General features: G+C 36.5%; 22 protein-coding genes and 1 pseudogene. 4 read left to right on the top strand and 19 right to left on the bottom strand.

The features are described 5' to 3' along the window. Positions 1 to 4: 4 nt before the first annotated feature. From B5D12_RS07485 to B5D12_RS07420, 14 genes are all read right to left on the bottom strand, one after another. Positions 5 to 778 (bottom strand): distal tail protein Dit, encoded by a 774-nt coding sequence (locus B5D12_RS07485; protein ID WP_078756232.1) that lies wholly within the window; start codon positions 776 to 778, stop codon positions 5 to 7. Positions 779 to 793: 15 nt separating this feature from the next. Next, entirely contained in the window at positions 794 to 3,415 is a 2,622-nt protein-coding gene (locus B5D12_RS07480; protein ID WP_159443895.1) for a phage tail tape measure protein, read from the bottom strand. Between the two features lie 150 nt (positions 3,416 to 3,565). Beyond that, on the bottom strand, positions 3,566 to 3,808 hold the full coding sequence (locus B5D12_RS07475; RefSeq protein WP_078756230.1) for a hypothetical protein: 243 nt from the start codon (positions 3,806 to 3,808) through the stop codon (positions 3,566 to 3,568). Between the two features lie 262 nt (positions 3,809 to 4,070). Further along, positions 4,071 to 4,454: a hypothetical protein gene (locus B5D12_RS07470; protein ID WP_078756229.1), complete on the bottom strand. Its 384-nt coding sequence runs from the start codon at positions 4,452 to 4,454 to the stop codon at positions 4,071 to 4,073. 15 nt (positions 4,455 to 4,469) lie between these two features. Further along, on the bottom strand, positions 4,470 to 5,066 hold the full coding sequence (locus B5D12_RS07465; RefSeq protein ID WP_078756228.1) for a major tail protein: 597 nt from the start codon (positions 5,064 to 5,066) through the stop codon (positions 4,470 to 4,472). Between the two features lie 3 nt (positions 5,067 to 5,069). After that, complete coding sequence (locus tag B5D12_RS07460) at positions 5,070 to 5,417, bottom strand: hypothetical protein (protein WP_078756227.1); 348 nt, start codon at positions 5,415 to 5,417, stop codon at positions 5,070 to 5,072. Then, on the bottom strand, positions 5,414 to 5,845 hold the full coding sequence (locus B5D12_RS07455; RefSeq protein WP_078756226.1) for an HK97 gp10 family phage protein: 432 nt from the start codon (positions 5,843 to 5,845) through the stop codon (positions 5,414 to 5,416). Before B5D12_RS07455 ends, B5D12_RS07460 begins: the two co-directional genes overlap by 4 nt. Then, positions 5,838 to 6,173: a head-tail adaptor protein gene (locus B5D12_RS07450; protein ID WP_078756225.1), complete on the bottom strand. Its 336-nt coding sequence runs from the start codon at positions 6,171 to 6,173 to the stop codon at positions 5,838 to 5,840. Before B5D12_RS07450 ends, B5D12_RS07455 begins: the two co-directional genes overlap by 8 nt. A 3-nt stretch (positions 6,174 to 6,176) precedes the next feature. Then, on the bottom strand, positions 6,177 to 6,485 hold the full coding sequence (locus B5D12_RS07445; RefSeq protein WP_061114369.1) for a head-tail connector protein: 309 nt from the start codon (positions 6,483 to 6,485) through the stop codon (positions 6,177 to 6,179). Between the two features lie 14 nt (positions 6,486 to 6,499). Next, on the bottom strand, positions 6,500 to 6,727 hold the full coding sequence (locus B5D12_RS07440) for a hypothetical protein (RefSeq protein ID WP_061114370.1): 228 nt from the start codon (positions 6,725 to 6,727) through the stop codon (positions 6,500 to 6,502). An 18-nt stretch (positions 6,728 to 6,745) separates the two neighbouring features. Further along, positions 6,746 to 7,942: a phage major capsid protein gene (locus B5D12_RS07435; protein WP_078756224.1), complete on the bottom strand. Its 1,197-nt coding sequence runs from the start codon at positions 7,940 to 7,942 to the stop codon at positions 6,746 to 6,748. Positions 7,943 to 7,954: 12 nt separating this feature from the next. Next, positions 7,955 to 8,641 carry a head maturation protease, ClpP-related gene (locus tag B5D12_RS07430; RefSeq protein WP_078756223.1) on the bottom strand — a complete coding sequence of 229 codons (687 nt, stop codon included), beginning with the start codon at positions 8,639 to 8,641 and terminating at the stop codon, positions 7,955 to 7,957. Beyond that, a complete protein-coding gene (locus tag B5D12_RS07425; RefSeq protein ID WP_078756222.1) occupies positions 8,610 to 9,893 on the bottom strand; it encodes a phage portal protein in 1,284 nt (427 codons plus the stop codon). The genes B5D12_RS07430 and B5D12_RS07425 overlap by 32 nt, the downstream gene beginning before the upstream one ends. A gap of 21 nt (positions 9,894 to 9,914) precedes the next feature. Further along, the gene (locus tag B5D12_RS07420) at positions 9,915 to 11,513 is read right to left on the bottom strand and encodes a terminase large subunit (RefSeq protein ID WP_078756245.1); all 1,599 of its coding nucleotides are present in this window, start codon (positions 11,511 to 11,513) and stop codon (positions 9,915 to 9,917) included. Positions 11,514 to 11,794: 281 nt separating this feature from the next. Here B5D12_RS07420 and ermCL point away from each other — a divergent pair, with 281 nt between their 5' ends. The 3 genes and pseudogenes from ermCL to erm all read left to right on the top strand — a co-directional run bounded on the left by ermCL (position 11,795) and on the right by erm (position 12,898). Continuing rightward, the gene (ermCL, locus tag B5D12_RS10090; RefSeq protein ID WP_123317386.1) at positions 11,795 to 11,854 is read left to right on the top strand and encodes a 23S rRNA methylase leader peptide ErmCL; all 60 of its coding nucleotides are present in this window, start codon (positions 11,795 to 11,797) and stop codon (positions 11,852 to 11,854) included. Positions 11,855 to 11,914: 60 nt separating this feature from the next. Then, positions 11,915 to 12,106, top strand: a pseudogene (locus B5D12_RS07410) (rRNA adenine N-6-methyltransferase family protein); the annotation flags it as partial. A gap of 57 nt (positions 12,107 to 12,163) precedes the next feature. Further along, positions 12,164 to 12,898, top strand: a complete 735-nt coding sequence (gene erm, locus B5D12_RS07405; protein ID WP_078756220.1) for a 23S ribosomal RNA methyltransferase Erm — start codon at positions 12,164 to 12,166, stop codon at positions 12,896 to 12,898. A 115-nt stretch (positions 12,899 to 13,013) separates the two neighbouring features. Here erm and B5D12_RS07400 read toward each other — a convergent pair whose 3' ends face one another. The 3 genes from B5D12_RS07400 to B5D12_RS07390 form a co-directional block, all read right to left on the bottom strand. Further along, positions 13,014 to 13,496, bottom strand: a complete 483-nt coding sequence (locus B5D12_RS07400) for a gamma-glutamylcyclotransferase family protein (RefSeq protein WP_234982939.1) — start codon at positions 13,494 to 13,496, stop codon at positions 13,014 to 13,016. Positions 13,497 to 13,541: 45 nt separating this feature from the next. Next, positions 13,542 to 14,441 (bottom strand): amidoligase family protein, encoded by a 900-nt coding sequence (locus B5D12_RS07395; protein WP_078756218.1) that lies wholly within the window; start codon positions 14,439 to 14,441, stop codon positions 13,542 to 13,544. A gap of 103 nt (positions 14,442 to 14,544) precedes the next feature. Beyond that, complete coding sequence (locus tag B5D12_RS07390; protein ID WP_078756217.1) at positions 14,545 to 14,772, bottom strand: DUF4314 domain-containing protein; 228 nt, start codon at positions 14,770 to 14,772, stop codon at positions 14,545 to 14,547. 368 nt (positions 14,773 to 15,140) lie between these two features. On the opposite strand from B5D12_RS07390, the gene B5D12_RS07380 reads away from it, so the two are divergent. Further along, the gene (locus tag B5D12_RS07380) at positions 15,141 to 15,755 is read left to right on the top strand and encodes a nuclease domain-containing protein (protein WP_268762618.1); all 615 of its coding nucleotides are present in this window, start codon (positions 15,141 to 15,143) and stop codon (positions 15,753 to 15,755) included. 229 nt (positions 15,756 to 15,984) lie between these two features. Here the strand turns inward: B5D12_RS07380 and rlmD are convergent, their stop codons facing one another. Then, positions 15,985 to 17,361, bottom strand: a complete 1,377-nt coding sequence (gene rlmD, locus B5D12_RS07375; protein ID WP_078756214.1) for a 23S rRNA (uracil(1939)-C(5))-methyltransferase RlmD — start codon at positions 17,359 to 17,361, stop codon at positions 15,985 to 15,987. 509 nt (positions 17,362 to 17,870) lie between these two features. Beyond that, positions 17,871 to 18,656: a tryptophan-rich sensory protein gene (locus tag B5D12_RS07370; protein ID WP_159443893.1), complete on the bottom strand. Its 786-nt coding sequence runs from the start codon at positions 18,654 to 18,656 to the stop codon at positions 17,871 to 17,873. Between the last annotated feature and the right edge of the window lie 153 nt (positions 18,657 to 18,809).

Genomic DNA, 18,809 nt, shown 5'->3' with positions numbered 1-18,809 from the left:
AGAATCACCTCCATCTACTTTGACTTAATATGTGAAGTTCCGTAAATGCTGCTCCTGTACCATTTACTTTTATTTCATTACTACCAGGATATAAAACTGGAAAATTTAACTCATCTAAAACAGATAAACCATTCCGAACCGTATTTCCACTTGTATCTGTTATTTTTGCAGTTAGTAATCCACTATCAACGATTAATATTTCATTTGATGATAATGGTCCATTAACTTTTAAACTTTCACCATTTGTGGTAACCGTTAAAAATGTTGAACTTGAACTACTGATATTTCCTTTCATTCGATATATCGGGAAAGATTCTATATTGCCTAACTCCCTATCAACTACATGGCTACCAGTAGAATTAATGGTAAATTGCTCATCTGTAATCGCATATCCATAAGGATCTGGACATACAAATGTCAGTTCAAATGAACCTGCACTTCTTAAAATTCGCTCACAATCAACTTCTTCTACTAAACGTGCTAAAAAATATCTGTTTGGAATATCGTCTAGCACTAATTGTTTTAATCCTAAATTAGGGTTTAACCATTCAGCTACATCATCCAATAGATGAATTACTTCGGTAAATGAATGCTGAGGAAAAATATTACAAATCACTTTGATATATTTTTCTGATGTATCTGAACCTAGATCGGCAATTCCCATTCGACCAGGTATAACTTCAAATGCATTTCTTGGAGCGGGAGAAACTTGCCAACTAACAATTCTTGCGGTGATTTTCATGTTTTTTGAATGAACTCCATCAAATGTAAACCCCAATTATCCCACTCCTTTCTAACTTGGCACGAACCTTCCTTGTGCTCGAGACCCTGTTTGAATTAAGTTATATAATTCTTGTGAAACTTTTCTAATATCATCTTCACTTCTGACAATCATTTGTTGGATTGTAATTAAGGAACCATAGCCATCTTGACTCGTTGCGATACCATTTGCCCCAACATTCACGTTTGATTGAATGTCGAAGTCTGTCGGAACTGCATCTTGAATATCTTCAGATACTTGACTCATTGCCTTATCAAAACCAACCCCTAAACCTTGAGCCATATCATCACCAATACCAGCAAATACAGTTGATGGAGATTTAATACCAAGTAAACCTTTTACTCCACTTACAATTCCACCTACAAAATTACTGATTTTATCTTTGATCCAAGTAACCATGGAGGCAATTCCATCCCAAAGACCACGTACAATATTTCGACCGATTTCGACAATTGCAATTGCTGCTTTTCCTATTCCCGTAATTAATGCCATCACAATTTGTGGTAAAGCAGCGACCAGGGAAGGGATAGCTTTAATTATGCCTACTACTAATTGCAAAATGATACGGATCCCCATATCGATAATCATCGGTAAGTTTGAGGTAATAAAGTTAATAATTGAATTTATTATTTGTGGTAAGGCAGCTATCAATCTAGGTAAAGCTGCAACAATACCTTCAGCTAAAGCCATAATAATTCGAAGAGCCGCATTTAATATTTGTCCTAAATTATTGATTAACGTATCTACAATTAAAATGATTGCATCTATAACCGCTGGAATTAGCTGTGGCAAGGCACCTGCTATCCCATTCGCTAATGCGATAACAATTTGGATGGCCGCTTCAATTAAAATAGGTAAATTTTCAATAATAAATTCCGCAACAGTTGTTACTAAATATACGACCATTTCAACTAACGGCTCGATATTCCCTACAATCGCCTCAATAATTCCTGTTAATAAAGCAATCGCACCTTCTAATAAAGGTGGCAGTAAAGTAGGCAAAAGTTCTACCAATACATTCACCAGCTCTGTTAGCATTGTGGCTATCATATCAATGGCACCCGGGATATACTCTGTAATTCGATTAATTCCTTGAATTAAAAAAGATGATATTCTCTCGCCTATAGCGGTAATATCACCTTCTTGAAATCCATCATTTAATATTTCAGTTATATCTCGAACTAATTCTGTCACATCACCAACTGCCCCTTGGGCCATTTCTGCAAACTGTTCTCCGATAACGATTTGTAGTCCTTCATAGGCTGATTTTAAACTTCGTACAGAACCCGCTAGTCCACTTTCCATCGTGTCTGACATTTGCTGTGCGGCACCATCAGCATTTTCAAGTTCCTTATATAGATTATTCATCTCATCGCCAGTTCCAGATAATAAAGCATTCACACCCGCTAGGTCTTGTTTATTGAAAATATTACTTAATGCGTTCATTTTATCTGCTTCTGACAATCCATCAAGTTCTTTATTTAAATCTGTAAATATATCGTTCATATCACGAATATTTCCAGATGAATCGGTAACGCTTATGCCCAGACCTTCTAATTCTTTTGCAGCAGCCGATGTGGGAGAAGTTAAAGACATAATGATGTTTCTTAGCTTCGTCCCGCCTTCTGCGCCTTTTATCCCGCGGTTCGCTAGGACTCCCAACATCACATTCAAAGTATCTAAATCTTGCCCAGCATTTTTCATTGTCGCTCCCGCAACAAGTATTCCTTCACCTAATTGCTGTACATCTGTGTTGGACTTTTGTGATGTCTTTGCCATTTTATCCATGTACATGTCCATATCAGCAATTTCAAGGCCTAAAGCTGCCATCGAGTCTGTCACTAAATCAGATGCTCTCGCTAAATCCATATCACCCGCGGCAGCAAGTGTAAGCACACCTGGAAGTGCTCCTATCGCCTGTTCTGTATCATATCCCGCTAAAGCAAGATAATTTAATGCCTCAGCTGATTCTGATGCTGAGAAACGTGTACTTGCTCCCGCATCTTTTGCTGCTTGAGATAATTTATTGAAGGCTTCTTCCCCTTCTTCACCGGCTAGTCCCATCGTTGCCTGAACTTGCTTCATGGCATCTTCATATTCGCCATAAACATTTAAAGAGTCCTTTATAAACTTACCTGATGCAACTGCTCCTGTTCCGATTGCAGCCATTGCCGCAGCCGCTGCTTTCAAACCTGCTACCAATACTTTACCCGCAATCTCACCCGCTGTTTTTAAACCATTCACTAGTTTTTCTACTTTTTCCCGATTAAGATTCTTTACTTCTTCTTGTGAGTCCTTCAGTTCACGTTCTAAATTATTTAATTCAGCATTCGCATTATTTAACTGGGTTTGCCAAGACAGTGTTCTTCTATCATTTTCTCCAAAGGATTCAGCAGCATTGGCAAGGGCCTTTTCTAGCGTTGATATTTTTTCCTTTTGTGTATCAATTTCTTTATTCAATACTGTATTTCTTGCGGTTATTGCTTTAATAGATTTATCATTTCTATCGAATTCTGATGTCACTAATTTCATTTCTGAGCCTAACACTCTGAAGCTTTGATTTATCTCACGTAACGACTTCTTAAATTCACGTTCTCCTTCAACACCAATTTTAAGCCCAAAATTGTCTGCCATACTGCCACCTCCTCCTAAAATAGACATAAAAAAAGAACAATCTATTGATTGCTCCTTAATCATTAAACATCTTGTTATATATAATTTTAAATTTAAACTTTATAGAAAAATGCTTTATCTCTCAACAATATCATCTTTATTAAATTAAGATTAGTCATCATTAGACAAGTACCAGCCATGCTCTCGATGTCTTGGTTTTGCGTTAGGGTTCTCCTTTTCATATTTTTCATTCATTCGACGAATTTCTTCATTATTAAATAAATCCAACAACTTCTCTGCTCTTTCATCTCCACGACAAAATGCTTGACGTATTGGTTCTCGTTCACTGTAAAATTCCTCATCTGAGACATTTTCAAACCATCTTTTGCTATACTTTAACCCTTTACCAAACAAATGTATCCCACCTCACAAACCTTATTTTTCAGTTAGCCTATTAATTCTGAATTATATCACAGTATTCTTTTAATTTATATTCCGGTGGGGATAACATCGTCAATAGATACATTTCTTTTAGGATTTGTGAGACCTGTGAATTGTTTGTGGATCTCCCATTGATCAAGTAAATGACCGATAGGCATCAACCAAACTTCTTCTTCAGTCCTTTTCAGCTGTGTCACGCCATAATAAATAAGTCGAGCAAACATTTCTTCATCGTTTACTCGACCACTTCGTTTTTTGTATCGGTTTCCTCCGATTCGATATGTCGTTTTGTTCCTTTAAACATTGCTTCCATAATAGCATCTTTAAAGGTTGCCATTTCAACAGGTGATGTTAACAGTTCCACATCATCCTCTGTTAACAATTCCTTCTTTTCTTCATTTAATCGATTATGAATATGGATACTTTGATTTGCGAGCAGGGTGATGAGCCAGACAATTTCATCTAAGGCCATTTCAAAGTTCTCAGCCTTCATTAACTTTTCACCTAAATCTTCTAAACCACCATATCGTTTAGCAATTTCTTTTGTCGCTTTTGTTGTTAAGATTAATTCATAGTCCAAACCACCAATCGTAATCTTAGCACTTCTTTCATTCGTCATAATTGATCGCTCCTTTTATCCTTCAGTCCCCGCAGCAAAAACAGGTTCATACACTTCACTATACCAACCAGTAATTATTTCTTGATTCACACCATCGTCACCTTCACTAACTTCCGCTTTCCATGGATGTTTTCCTTGACCATCAAGCTTGTTTCTCCGTAAAACCGTACCTTCAATTGTTGGTGTAGAGAAGGTAATACTATCCCCTTTTGTCGCAAGGTTTGTTGCAGGAATACCAAATTTCACTCGGTACAACCAAAAATATCGGTAATTTCCATTTGCCTTTTTCGCCCTAAAACCAATCGCAACTGGATCTCCACCATCCTCACTTGTGGATATCAGTACATGGTTATCGTCAATTGTTGCCCCAGTTAAATCACTAGCTGCGGCCACACCGATATCATCAATACCAAGCGATAATGTTCCACTTTGAAATTCTTTAATCACTTCAGCCGCACCGTCATCTGCATATAAAGTTGCTTCAGCTAACTCAACAGATAATTCAGCACTAATCGCCTTTGCTAAAGGAGTAGGAGTTTCATAGGTTTCATCACCGTTTTCTCCTTCTGTTATTGTTGCATAATAAAGCCGATCAAGACCTATAGTAGCCATACTTCATTCCTCCATTTCAAATTCATAATATTTTGCTACATCAATAGCTAAATGATGATATCCAGTATCATCTTCGTGACCAATATATCGCCTATCCGTAATAACAAAGTCCGCACCCAAAAGAGTACGGACTAAGGTGTTTTTTATTGATGTATAATTCTTTTTTGAAAACAATGAAACTCTAACTTCTTGAACATCGTACTTCGGGAAATTGTCCGCATGTAATTCAAACATCTCAACAATTGGTGTAATGACAATATATAAATCAGGAGCAGTATCCGAAAAGATACCCGTTTCAACTGGAATACCACATTGTTCTGCAATTTGAGTCACTTCAGCTAGTACACTCATATACTTTCCACTTCTTCTTCCAATTTTTTAATCATGGCATCCATACATGGCTGTCTTGATGTTCTTCTTGCAGGTTTTAAAAATGGCTTCGCAGGTTGTCCAGATTTCCCATATTCAATGATGTTTCCTAATTTAGCATTGCTCACCCCGTCTTTACGCGGTTCATTAAACCCTACTTTAACATTGTGGTTTCCCCTGCGGTCAACTAAGGCGGGTGATACTCCTAATGAAGATACTAATTCACCTGTTGATCTACTTGGCAGTTTTGTATCTTTTCCAATTACCGAACTTAAATTGGACTTCATTTTACCTAATACCACTTCTCCCCCTGCTTCTAGAACCCTCGGAACGATTTCATCTGTCTTACTTCCCAATCTAGATATCTTCATCAAGAATTCTTCTGGCATTTTAATATTAACTTTAGCCATCTGCTGCCACCACCTTTTTTGCTAAAACCTCGATATACATATTTCTGTTTTTTACATTATCAACACTTACTACTTCATACCGTCCGTCATCACATACAATAAACATTTTCGGTTTAATGGTTAAATCGGGAATGTTTCTAAAACGAAATAACGCATTCGCTTCAGAAAAGGCTGCCCTATTTGCCCAAGTCTTACTACCGAAGCGTTCTTCTTTATAAGCTGTCACAGATGCTAGGATTCTATCGGTTTCTTCACTGAAAGACTCTTCATCTTTTACAATTTCACGTGTTACGATATCGATAAATGTACGCATTTTACCAAAACTCATACACTACACCTTCCAATCTCTATCTAACCGTAGTAATAAGTTTACTGTTTTCCAAACTTGCTCTCCAGCAAGTGCGCTATCTGCGAAAAATCCACCTGTACTGCCATCTCGACTTTCGTAAAAGTGTGATGCCAACATGATAACCGCTTGTTCCGTTGTCGCGGGCATATTCTCATCTAAATATGTGCCTTCTTTAATATGTTGATAACTCTCTGCATAAGAAATGGCGGCAGTGATGTACATTTCTATTAAAGCATCATCTTTATCATGTTGGAGTATTAAATTAGCCTTTACTTTTTCTAGTAATGTCATCACTTTCGCCACCTTTATTCTTCTGACATATAACCAGATGTTTTTAATTTCGATAGTAATGCATTAAAATCCGCAACTAAGTCTTCTATTGTTTCTGCTGTACTATCAGATTGATTTGCCATTTTTTCATTTGAAGAAGAAGGAAGGCCAGTGACCTTCGCCCCTTCTTCAATAACAAGTTCCCCGCCAATAACCGTTTTTTCTCCGCCTTGTTCCGTATAATTCTTAGCGTTATACCCCATCGCATTCTACTCCTTTATTTATTTTTGTTGTAAGACTTTAATTGCTTCTGGCAAGATCAACTTTCCATCGACACGTTGACTGGCTAAGAAACCAACTTGACCTGTCGTTGCAAATAATTCGTTTAATCGTTTGAATGAACGACCTTGACGATCCGCAATCCAGTAGTAACCAAAATCACCGAAAGCAATCGACTTCACTCCACTCGCTATTGTAGGTGCATAAGCTGATGTATAGATTGGACGATTCAATAAAGTATCTGGCGTACCCGCTGTTAATGATGGTTGCCATAAATATTGTCCTTGGCCATCCTTTAATTTTCTAATTGCTTTTACTGTTGCATCATTCATAATGAATACTGCATTTTTACGATAAGGCGCCTTCAAAGAAAACACTAAATCAATAATCTCATCTGCAGTAATAGCTGTGGTAGATGCTGCTGTTACTCCAAGTTCAGCACCGCCAGTATCATTAAAGATTCCCGTTGGTTTTCCTTCGCCATTACCTACAAGAAATGCCTCTTCCTCTTTAGCACCAATTCTTCGAGCAAACTCAGTTGAAATATAGTTCTCTAAATTAAACACACTATCATTTAACAATTCATCTGAAACCTTTAACATTGTACCAAGCTTGTACGCTCCGATGGATGTTTGTCCAAATGCTGAGTCACTTTCTTCAAATTCTTCTCCCTCATCAAGCCATGCAGCAGACCCTTTCGTTGTTACAACTGGAATCTTACGGTCACCACTCGATGTCTTAACTACTTTTGCTAATTGACGGAATACATTTTCTTCTTCTAACGTTTGAACAAGTGTACGCTCAAATTCATCGGGAACTAAAAATCCTCCTTCTGAATCTGTTCCCACTGATAGTGAGTCCATAATTTCTTGTGTTGGATTTTTACTTCTCATCGCATTCCAGAACGCCTTTGTATAACCTTCAGAAGCTCGTCCACTCTTTGTTTCCACTCCTGGAACAGATGGATTTCCAATGATAGGTGTATTTATTGGACGATTTAATTCTGCATCTAATGCTTCTTGCCTTTCTAATCGTTGGATTTCTTTACCTAGATTCATAATATCTTCTTCCATACGATCGTACATCTGCGCATCTTCAGCTGATACTAAACCATCACTTCCTCGTTTTGTATCTAAAAATGCCTTAGCTGCCTCCCATGCTTTTGCTCTCTTCTCTCGTAATTCTAAAATTTTATTCATATTGATTTCCTCCTAATATTTCAATAAATTAAGCCGCTCATAAAGCGGCTCAACTGATTGTTTTACTTGTGGTTTTTGTATTTTGTTTAACAGTGAATTTGTAACTGCTCGCCTACTAAAAACGAAACTATTTTCAGGTTGGTTTTCATCTTTACCATTTGTGAACATAATGGCATCCGCAAATCCTAGTTCAATTGCTTTATGTGCATTAAGCCACGTTTCAGCATCCATTAATTCCGATAGTTTATTTCTTGATAAACTTGTTTTAATTTCATAAGCGTTAATAATGCTTTCTTTTACTTCACCAAGCATATGCACCGTCTTTTTCATTTCTTCACTATCACCAATTGCAACAGTAAATGGATTATGAATCATCATTAGGGACGTTGGTGACATTTGAATTTCAGTGCCTGCCATCGCAATCACAGATGCTGCCGATGCGGCAATGCCGTCAATTTTGACAGTGACATCACCTGGATACTCCATTAACATGTTGTAAATTTGTGCAGCTGCAATACAGTCACCCCCCGGAGAATTAATCCAAACTTCGATATCACCTTTGCCTTGCACGAGTTCATCCCTAAAGGCAGATGGTGTGACTTCATCATCAAACCAACTCTCCTCTGCTATTGCCCCATATAAATGAAGGGTTCGTTTGTCAGTCTCATTATTCTTTGTCCAGTTCCAAAACTTCTTCATCTTCGGTTTCCTCCTTTTCATATTTCTTTGCAAACACACCTGCGTCTTGGAGTTTTGTCATATTCCCATTAATTAAATATAAATCTCCTCCAAGTTCATCCGGTATTCGGTCTAAATTCTCAAGTTCACGAATGTCATTAGCACTCATCCAGCCATTTTGCCTCGCTGTTGCATAGCCACTCATTCGTGAAGCATAATCACCTCTAAGCAATCCATCCACATTAAATTTCACAAAGTACGCTTTCTTTTCACTTTTAGTAAACAATGAACGACTAATTGCTTGTTCCCATCGAATAACCCATGGATCAAGTGTGTATTTAACGAATTCTAACGATTGTTGCTCTATATTAGAAAAGCTCGACTTTTCCAAGTCACCTACCATGTGAGGTGGCACTCGGAAAATTCGAGCAATCTCGTTAATCTGAAATTTTCTTGTTTCTAGAAATTGTGCTTGATCGGGTGCAATTGCGATTTGTTGATACTTCATCCCTTCTTCTAATACAGCAACTCGATGGGCATTACTTGAACCTTGATAAGCTTTATTCCAACTATCCTTTACTCTTTGGGGGTCCTTGATAGTTCCTGGATGTTCTAAGACACCACCTGGTGCCGCTCCATTAGCAAAAAACTTTGCACCATATTCTTCGGTGGCCATTGCCAAACCTACTGCATTTTTAGCCATCGCAATTGGTGAATATCCAACTAAACCATCAAAGCCAAGTCCGGGTATATGAAGTACGTCTTCAGCTTTTAATGCAACAGTTGTCTTCTCTGACCCATTCATTTCCTCAAATGTTTTTGTGTATAAATAATACAGATTACCTCTCGCATCTCTTTCGACTGACATTTTATTTGGCATAAGTGGATAAAGTGCAATAACCTCCCCTTTTCCATTGCGAATGATCTGAGCATACGCATTTCCCCATAATAAAAGATGAGTCATTAATGTTTCCCTAAACACAAATGAACTCATCTCTGGATTTGGTTCGTCATGAAGTAAAAAATATAAGGTATGGGATATTGCTTTTTCCTTCCCACCTGTATCTGTGTACTTATATAAGTGCAGTGGTAAACCAGCTACCGCTTCAGCTAATATGCGTACACACGAATATACTGCAGTCATTTGCATTGCTGTAAATTCATTAACGGATTTTCCACTACTAGAATTTCCAAAGAAGAAACTATAATTGCTCCCAAATGAATAGTTTTGTGGTTTATCTCTTGCTTTAAATAAATTTGTAAACCACCGCATATGAACATCACCTCCTCAACGTTAGAACACAATCAATCCTCTATCATCATAAACGGAATCACTTGTTCCGCTTCTTCTTATCGCTCGGTCGAGTGCCATAATTGTTGCCACCGCACCATCAATCTTTTCCGTTGATTTTTCCTTGTCAGGTTTAATGTTTCCAGCTGGATCCGTTCGAACATGAATGTTATCCATCATCCAACGTAAAACTGGGTGTCCACCATGAGCAAGTTTTTCTTCTAATGTTAATTTCATTAATTCCTTTGATGATGGGCTCATATCTTTAAAACCTTGTCCAAAAGGAACTACCGTAAAGCCTAATCCTTCGAGGTTTTGCGTCATCTGAACAGCACCCCAGCGGTCAAATGCTATTTCCTTTATATTGTATTTCTTTCCTAATTCTTCGATGAACTTTTCAATATAAGCATAGTGAACAACATTCCCTTCCGTTGTTTGCATATGCCCTTGTTGTTCCCACACATCATAAGGTACTCTGTCCCTATCCACACGTTGTCTAATGTTTTCTTCTGGCATCCAAAAGTAAGGCAAAATCACATATTTATCGTCTTCATATTCTGGTGGAAATATTAAGACAAATGCGGTTATATCTGTTGTCGATGATAAATCGAGTCCCGCATAGCACTCTCTACCAATTAAACTTTCAGGGTCAACTGGCAAACCACATCTGTCCCACTTTTCCATTGGCATCCATCTAACAGATTGTTTTACCCACTGATTCAATCGTAACTGCCTAAACAAGTTCTCCTCAGCTGGGTTTTGTTTGGCACTTTCACATGCTTGTTCGACCTTTTCAATATCTACTGTAATTCCTAGTGATGGATTTGCCTTCTTCCAAACTTCAGGATCCGTCCAATCATCATCTTCCTCTGCACCATATATGACAGGATAAAAAGTTGGATCTACTTTTCTGCCCTCAAGTACATCTTTGGCTTTTTGATGTACTTCATAACAAATCGAGTGTTGGTCATTTCCTGCAGTTGTGATTAAGAAATACAATGGTTGTTTCCTTGCGTCCCCTGAACCATGAGTCATAACATCGTATAGCCTTCGGTTCGGTTGTGCATGTAACTCATCAAAAACTACCCCATGGACGTTCAATCCATGTTTTGTATAAGCTTCCGCAGATAACACTTGATAGAAACTCCCCAAAGGTTTATAAATCAATCGTTTTTGTGAAAGGACTGGTTTAAATCGTGCTTTAAGTGCGGGTGATTGTTCCACCATATCAACTGCAACGTCAAATACAATCGATGCTTGTTGCCTATCCGCAGCACATCCATATACTTCTCCACCATGTTCAAAGTCACCACATGTTAAAAGTAAGGCAACCGCAGCGGCAAGTTCTGACTTTCCTTGTTTCTTAGCTATCTCAATATAGGCAGTATTAAACTGTCGATAGCCATTAGGCTTCATCGTCCCAAATACATCTCGAATAATCTGCTCCTGCCAATCTATCAAGTCAAAGTTTTTTCCAAACCATTCACCTTTTGTATGTTTTAAATAACTTATAAAGTTTACTGCCATATCAGCAGCATCCTTATCGTAGTAAGATTGTTCAGCTTTAAAGATTGTTGGTTTATAAATTTCTAGCTTTCTAATTATAACCACCCCCTTAGCAAATAAAAAAACTAAATGAATTTATAAAGTTTTGCACGACAAAAAAGCCCAGATTGCTATCTGAGCTTAAGACATCTATTTAATTGTTCCACAATCTTTACCCTTTTGCAGAACAATATTCACTGTTTAATTCACAATTTATGTGTTAAAATAACTTTAGGTTTAACAAGGAGGAATTTAAATGGGTAATTGTTCATTATTTGTAATTGACTTCTCCATTTTCGTCTAAGTTTTAACACTTAAAACGGAAGGAGAATTAGCACTTGGGTATTTTTAGCATTTTTGTAATAAATACAGTTCATTATCAACCAAATGAAAAATAATTGGTTATAATGAATTGTTAATATAGAAAATTCATTATAACCACATTGGAGTGGGTTATAATGAACAAAAAAGAGATAAAATTTAGTCAAAACTTTATTACCTCGAAACGACATATAAATAAAATTATGAGTAATTTAGAATTAAATAGAAATGATAATGTTTTTGAAATTGGTTCAGGAAAAGGCCATTTCACACTAGAACTGGTTCAAAAATGTAATTATGTAACAGCTATCGAGATAGATTCAAATATTGGTTATAATGAATTGTTAATATAAACATTCATTATAACCTCATAGGAGTGGGTTATAATGAACAAAAAAAATATAAAAGATAGTCAAAACTTTATTACTTCAAAGCATCATATAAATGAAATTTTGAGAAATGTACATTTAAATACAAATGATAATATTATTGAGATTGGTTCAGGGAAAGGTCATTTCACGTTTGAATTAGCTAAAAGGTGTAATTATGTAACCGCCATTGAAATAGATCCTAAATTATGTAGGATAACTAAAAACAAACTTATTGAATATGAGAACTTCCAGGTTATCAATAAAGATATTTTACAATTTAAGTTTCCTAAAAATAAGTCATATAAGATATATGGAAATATACCCTACAATATAAGTACAGATATAATTCGAAAAATTGTTTTTGAAAGCACAGCTACAGAAAGTTATTTAATAGTGGAATATGGATTTGCTAAAAGGTTGCTAAATACAAATCGTTCACTAGCACTATTTTTAATGACAGAAGTTGATATATCCATATTAAGTAAAATCCCTAAAGAATACTTTCATCCAAAACCTAGAGTTAATAGCTCGTTAATTGTATTAAAAAGACACCCTTCAAAAATATCACTCAAAGATAGAAAACAATATGAAAATTTTGTTATGAAATGGGTTAACCAAGAATACAGAGAACTATTTACTAAAAACCAGTTTAATAAAGCCTTAAGTTATGCAAAAATAAAGGATTTAAGGAACATTAACTTCGAACAATTTTTATCAGTATTTAATAGCTATAAATTGTTTAATAACTAAGTGACAAATTCCTTAGCATTTAATAAAAAGGATTGCCATCTAGGCAGTCCTTTTTTGGTATTTTCCATTCACCTAGTGTGTTCAACTTTGCTTGTATATTATCATATTATTCGGACTACACTAATTTCCCTCCATTAGATTCGTTTTCTAAAGTAACACCGTCTTTTTTATATGAATTCTCAACTGCTCTACGTAAATATTCGACATCAAATCCTGCGCTTTGATAACCTTCTAATATGGTTGAGTAATAGTAACAACTCGGCTGCTCAAGTGGTCTGCCTTCATTCATAATATAGACCATCGCATTTACTGTCTTTTTATCTACTTTAACTTTCATCATTTCTTTTCTATACAGATGTGGCCATCCTTCATAACGATCAAGTGCCTTTTCGTCACTAGAGGTAATCTGCCACACAAGGACCGGAACGCTTTCTCCCTTGCATGGTTCAACCGTTGCAACTGCATGCGCGTGTGGCCCCCTAAAAACGAGTTTGTGCCCCTTTATTTCACTTGGTCCTACTACTTTTGCAGTCGGACATCTATTTGCCATTTGTTCTAGATTTAAATTTGATCCGTAAGCAATATATAATTTACCCATCATGTCAATCCTTTCACAATTTATTTTTGAATGATTCCGGGTAGCTTATCCAACCCGGAACCTCCACGCTGCTGAGCCTGACAAAGGCTTGGTTAAGTGTGCCCTACAGTTTGCGAACTCTTCTCCAATCAATCCGATTCGATTGAGGTATGTTCGCATGGCAAATTTTTCATTTTCAACTTGCGGTTTTTTCGATGAAGCGCTTTTCTGTGTTAATGCTTGATTGTTGATTGCTAGGGATAAAACTATGAAGCTTCTTATTTTCCCTGCGTGAAGGACACTGTTAAAGCCTCGTAACTCAACCGTTCGGTTTCTTCTAAAAAAGCTATGTAGATTTAAGAAATGGTATCGGCTATTATGATAGTGTCTACTTCTGCTTTCGCTGTATCCTTCATACCAAATGTCTTCAATTTCCCGCATTGTCTTTGGCTTTTTCCGATTCATCTTTTCTACTAAAATGTCATCCATCCGTTTGCAATAACGCATTCTCTCATTCTTGATTTCTAGTGCCTTGTAAAACAAATCGTTCCTACTTGCGATGATGTTTACAAAGTTTCGTATGCTCCTTGGTGTATGTGGGCTCCCATCTAAGTGAATGTGAACTCCACAAGATGAATTGGTAAAGGCTCCCGCTTTCCGTATCCTTCGAACAAGCTCCTGTAAAGTGTCAATGTCTTTTCGGTAGGTTAGAATTGGGCTTACAATCTCAACGCTATAATCTCTGTTTGCATTAACCCTTCTACCGTTTCGACTAACTTGCGTCCGAATACTTCCATCATAAACAAATTCCCATATCCGTCCGTCTGGAACTTTCACTTTCTTTACATCGTAGTATGTTCCACCTTCGATGTATTTCCCCTCAAGAAACTTTGCTGCTACCTTCGCTGCTTTTTCTCTTGTGATTCCTGTGAATTCAATTTCAATTCCAAACTTTGCGTTTAACATTTCATCATCCCCTTTTAGAGTGTATGTGTGTTTTTGTTACATACATATATCACTCTAAAAGCCTTATATATCAAGTGTTATCTACACTTATTTGAATGTATTTTTATTGTTCGATGATTAGACACTTATCAACTCCAAATACAATTCCGAGTGAACTTCCTTTATCCCATTTTATGTGTATTGTTCCTATATCATCGACATAAGAAACAGTTCCTTCATCACCTGGGATAAGATTTGAATATGGATCATCCATTTCAATCAAACGTACTCTTGTTCCAGGCTGATATTGTTTTTTTAACTTGGTCAGCGATTCTTTCGTTATATTGTTCATGAAGCTTCCACCATTTTTTTCGTTCTTTTAAATGAAGAATCACCTGACAGTTTTGACATCAAGAGCTTTCTGTCGGATTTATATTCATCGCCTATAAAATTTAGCTTTAACAGGAAACATCGAAATGCATATTTTTCGTTTTCGACTTGTTTTTCAACTGCCGTCACTCGTTTTTGCTTTAGAGCTGTTTCGCATAATGCGACAATAAACTTTGTGTATGTTTCTAGTTCCTCTGGTGTCAATTCTCTTTCAAACCAAGGGAATATGATACGGTCGTCTTCTAGTGCAATTTTAGTTGTTTCAATAGCTAGTGCCAGTTTAATTAATGTGTTTTTACTCTGAATCAGTTTTTCTAAATTCTCTATTGTTTGCTCATCGAAAGCTGTTTTGATGATGAATCTTTAATTGAATTATTTCAAAATCGATCAATAGATAAATTATATGAATATACTTGTTTGTTTAGACTTGTGGATATTATTCAAGATATCTATGATGAAGATGCAACTGCACATGTTACATTTACGACCGACAAAATATATACAATCTCTTTATCTGAAACAAACAATGGGGTTACTTTTAGTTTCCCTGCTAAAGAATCATTACCGCAAGCTAAATTATTATTTCAGCATTCCTTTACTAAACGAAACAACTCATCATATTCAGTTAATTTCGAGCCTGATTTCACATTACAAATTTTTCACGATGATATTATTTATAATTATCATTTTGATGCAAAATTTAGAGTATCCAACGATTCTACTAGCAAGAATGAAGATTTAGTAAAAATGCATGGGTATAGGGACGGTATTAAAAATACGATTGGAGCATTTGTCCTCTTCCCTGGAGACCATCCTGAAACTCATCAAATATCCGATAAGCTACCATATGAATGCATAGGAGCATTCCCATTAAACTTTAACTCTGATAATGATGACTTTTTAAAGAATGCTCTATCACAGATTATAACTTATTACGCAAACTAAAATTATTGATTTAAGGAAGATAGATTTTTCTTTATCTTCTATCTTCCTTTTATATATTTTAAAATTCATCTAACTTATCAACTCCCCTACCAAAATCCATTCTGTCTACTCAACCCTACTTTTACCGAAAGCCACGCTTCATTTCTCCTCAAATAAAAATAAGATTTCCCAGCTTGGACATTCTCCAAAACCACTGGAAAACCTTATTCTATCAACACTTCAACTCTTCTTATTCATCCACCCTAGACATCAATACCACGCACTCCACATGCACGGTCTGTGGGAATAAGTCCACTGGTTGTACGTATTTCACCTGATAGCCGGCATCCGCGAACAGTCGGCAATCTCTGGCACAGGTGGCAGGGTTACAGCTGACGTAGGCGATGCGTTCGGGCGCTTGTTCGATGACACTTTCGACAAAGGCAGGGTCTAATCCTTTTCTAGGTGGGTCAACGACTACCACATCAAATTGAACGCCTTCTTGATTCCATTTTGGTAGGACTTCTTCGGCTTTTCCGGCTTCGAAAATCACATTGTCCACATAATTATACTCAGCATTTTTCTTAGCCATTTCAATGGCTTGTGGAACGATTTCCATCGCATACACTTGTTTCGCATGATCGGCCAGTGCTAAGGAAATGGTGCCAATTCCACAATAAGCATCTAAGACGGTATCGGTGTCTTTAATCGCCGCAGCTTTAATCGCTTCTTGGTAAAGCACTTCCGCTTGTGGGGTATTCACTTGATAAAATGAGTGGGCGGAGATAAAGAATTGTTTGCCTAACATTTGATCACGATACTCACCTTCACCTGCTAATACTCGAGATTCTGGTCCCATAATGACATTGGTCTTTTTATCTTGGACATTCAAAATGACCGATACGACTTCCGGTAATTGCACCATAATTTCTTGGGCAATCGCCTCTTCTTGGGGCATTGCTTTTTGATTAATGACCAGGATAACCATCATTTCACCGGAATAATGTCCGCGTTTAACAATAATATGCCGCATCATCCCTGAATGACCTTCTTCATTATAAGCTTCTACTTTAAACTGACGTAAAATATTTTTAACCACCGCAACCGCGCGGTCAATCTCAGGATGTTGAATATAAAAATTTTCGACTGGAACTAAATCATGCGAATTCTTTCTAAAGAAGCCAGTCTCTAACTCTCCATTTACCATTCTCGTTGGAATTTGTGCCTTATTACGATATTCCCATGGATGACTCATCCCTAAGGTCATGCGCACTTCAATGTTCTTAAAACCGCCTAATTTACGAAAGGCATTGCGCACTGTTTCTTGTTTAAAAGCGAGTTGTAAATCATAGCTCATATGTTGCAAGGTCATCGTACCGATTTGACGACCGATCGGGTCGATAATTTCTCGACGATCATAAGCCGGATTTTCTATTTCAACTAAGCGAGCGAAACCGAAGTTTTTGGTCGCTTTCATGATTTTGGCATGAACAATTTCGCCAGGTATCGCGCCTTCAACGAATAATGGAAAACCGTCCACCCGAATCACGCCTAACCCTTCTGAAGTTAAATCTTCAACGAGTCCCACTACCTCTTGGTTTTTCTTAAAGTTTTTATTTTTTGACACGCGATTTCACTCCTCTTTCATTTTCTTTAGAATACCTTACTTTTAAGTTAAATTCAATGTGCAATCCCCTTCGTGCTTACGATTGCTACAACAGTATCTTTTGACAATACTTTAAACGCTTCTTTAAAACAATACTGCTTTCTTATATCGTGAGTCAGTAATTTCACTTCTATTATCTTTCAACATAAAAATTCAATCAAACGATAAACATCGGACTGCATTAGCAAAGTGGATTCTTTTAAAGTAATCCTAATAGTTAAGATGAAACTTTCCAAAGCTATTTGCTGAGATGGGTTGAACAATTCAGCAATTAAAAGGTTTAGCTAGTTGAATTGCTTCCAGGTATAACATCTTTATGACAGGCCAACAAGTTTTCCACCAAAAAAAGATTCCTCTCATTAAAATCTCAAGGAATCTTTATCAGATAATGTCTTTTATTTGTCTAATAGTGTCCACAATAAAAGTCAAGTATCATGAAATAACTTTATTACCACTATTTGTTCTCCTAACTAAATTGCATCATAATTATTTTGTTTAAACTGTTTAATTGAAAGATACAATAAAAAGAAGATCCCCACCATAATAACGGGTTTCATATAAGGTCCATAATTTAGTGGGTCTGCTAATCGGTCAATTTCCATTAATATTCCAAAAAATGCCCATGCTACTGGTAATGAATACAGCGCATTTTTTAAATTCATCTTTATAGTAGTAACAATCACTAAAGAAATAATCAAGGTCATCGGTGCCCAAATGATTGGATCTATCCCTAAACCATTCCAACTGATGCTGACTAAGTAGCTAGCAATATTGACAACTGTAGCAATCGTTACCCAACCCGCATATAGGCCGAAGGTGATGCTGACAAGTCGATAGGGAATTTCTCGTTTATGTTGAAGTAATTTTTTGTTAATTGTTGTCAAACTGAAAAGTAAGCCGAATATTAATAGTGTTGAAATGCCTATTTTTTCGTAAGAAAAACTTACAATCCACAACATATTAAAGATACAACTTATAAGAAAAATTGGAGATAAAATATCTATCATTTTTTTATATGCTTTATCTTTCGCTTTTATAATCATCACAATCAGAGTGATTAAAAGCAATAGATAGATGATACTCCAAATTGAAAAAGTAATGGGTGCTGGTGTAATCAGTGTATGGTACTTATCAGAAATTGCTTTTTGGCTCATACCATTGAATTGGCCTAAGGCACCTAAAGCATTGACACCTAAACTTATTAAAAAGGCCATCAAGTTAATCCATGCTTTTGTTTGTGTATTTAAATTTTCCATATTGCTTCTCCTTGTTAAAAATATTGTATAGTGACTAGGCATAAAGATAATAAAATCAATCATAAGCGTGTTTGATAATTGTAACCTCTGTGATTGAATACTATCAAACTAAGATTTAAGGGCTTCTGTAATAACGGATCAACAGTACGATAG

Source organism: Globicatella sulfidifaciens DSM 15739 (assembly GCF_900167405.1).
In the GTDB taxonomy this organism is placed as follows: domain Bacteria; phylum Bacillota; class Bacilli; order Lactobacillales; family Aerococcaceae; genus Globicatella; species Globicatella sulfidifaciens.
The sequence above is the reverse complement of the archived record's forward strand: the minus strand, read 5'-3'. Positions and strand labels throughout refer to the sequence as shown.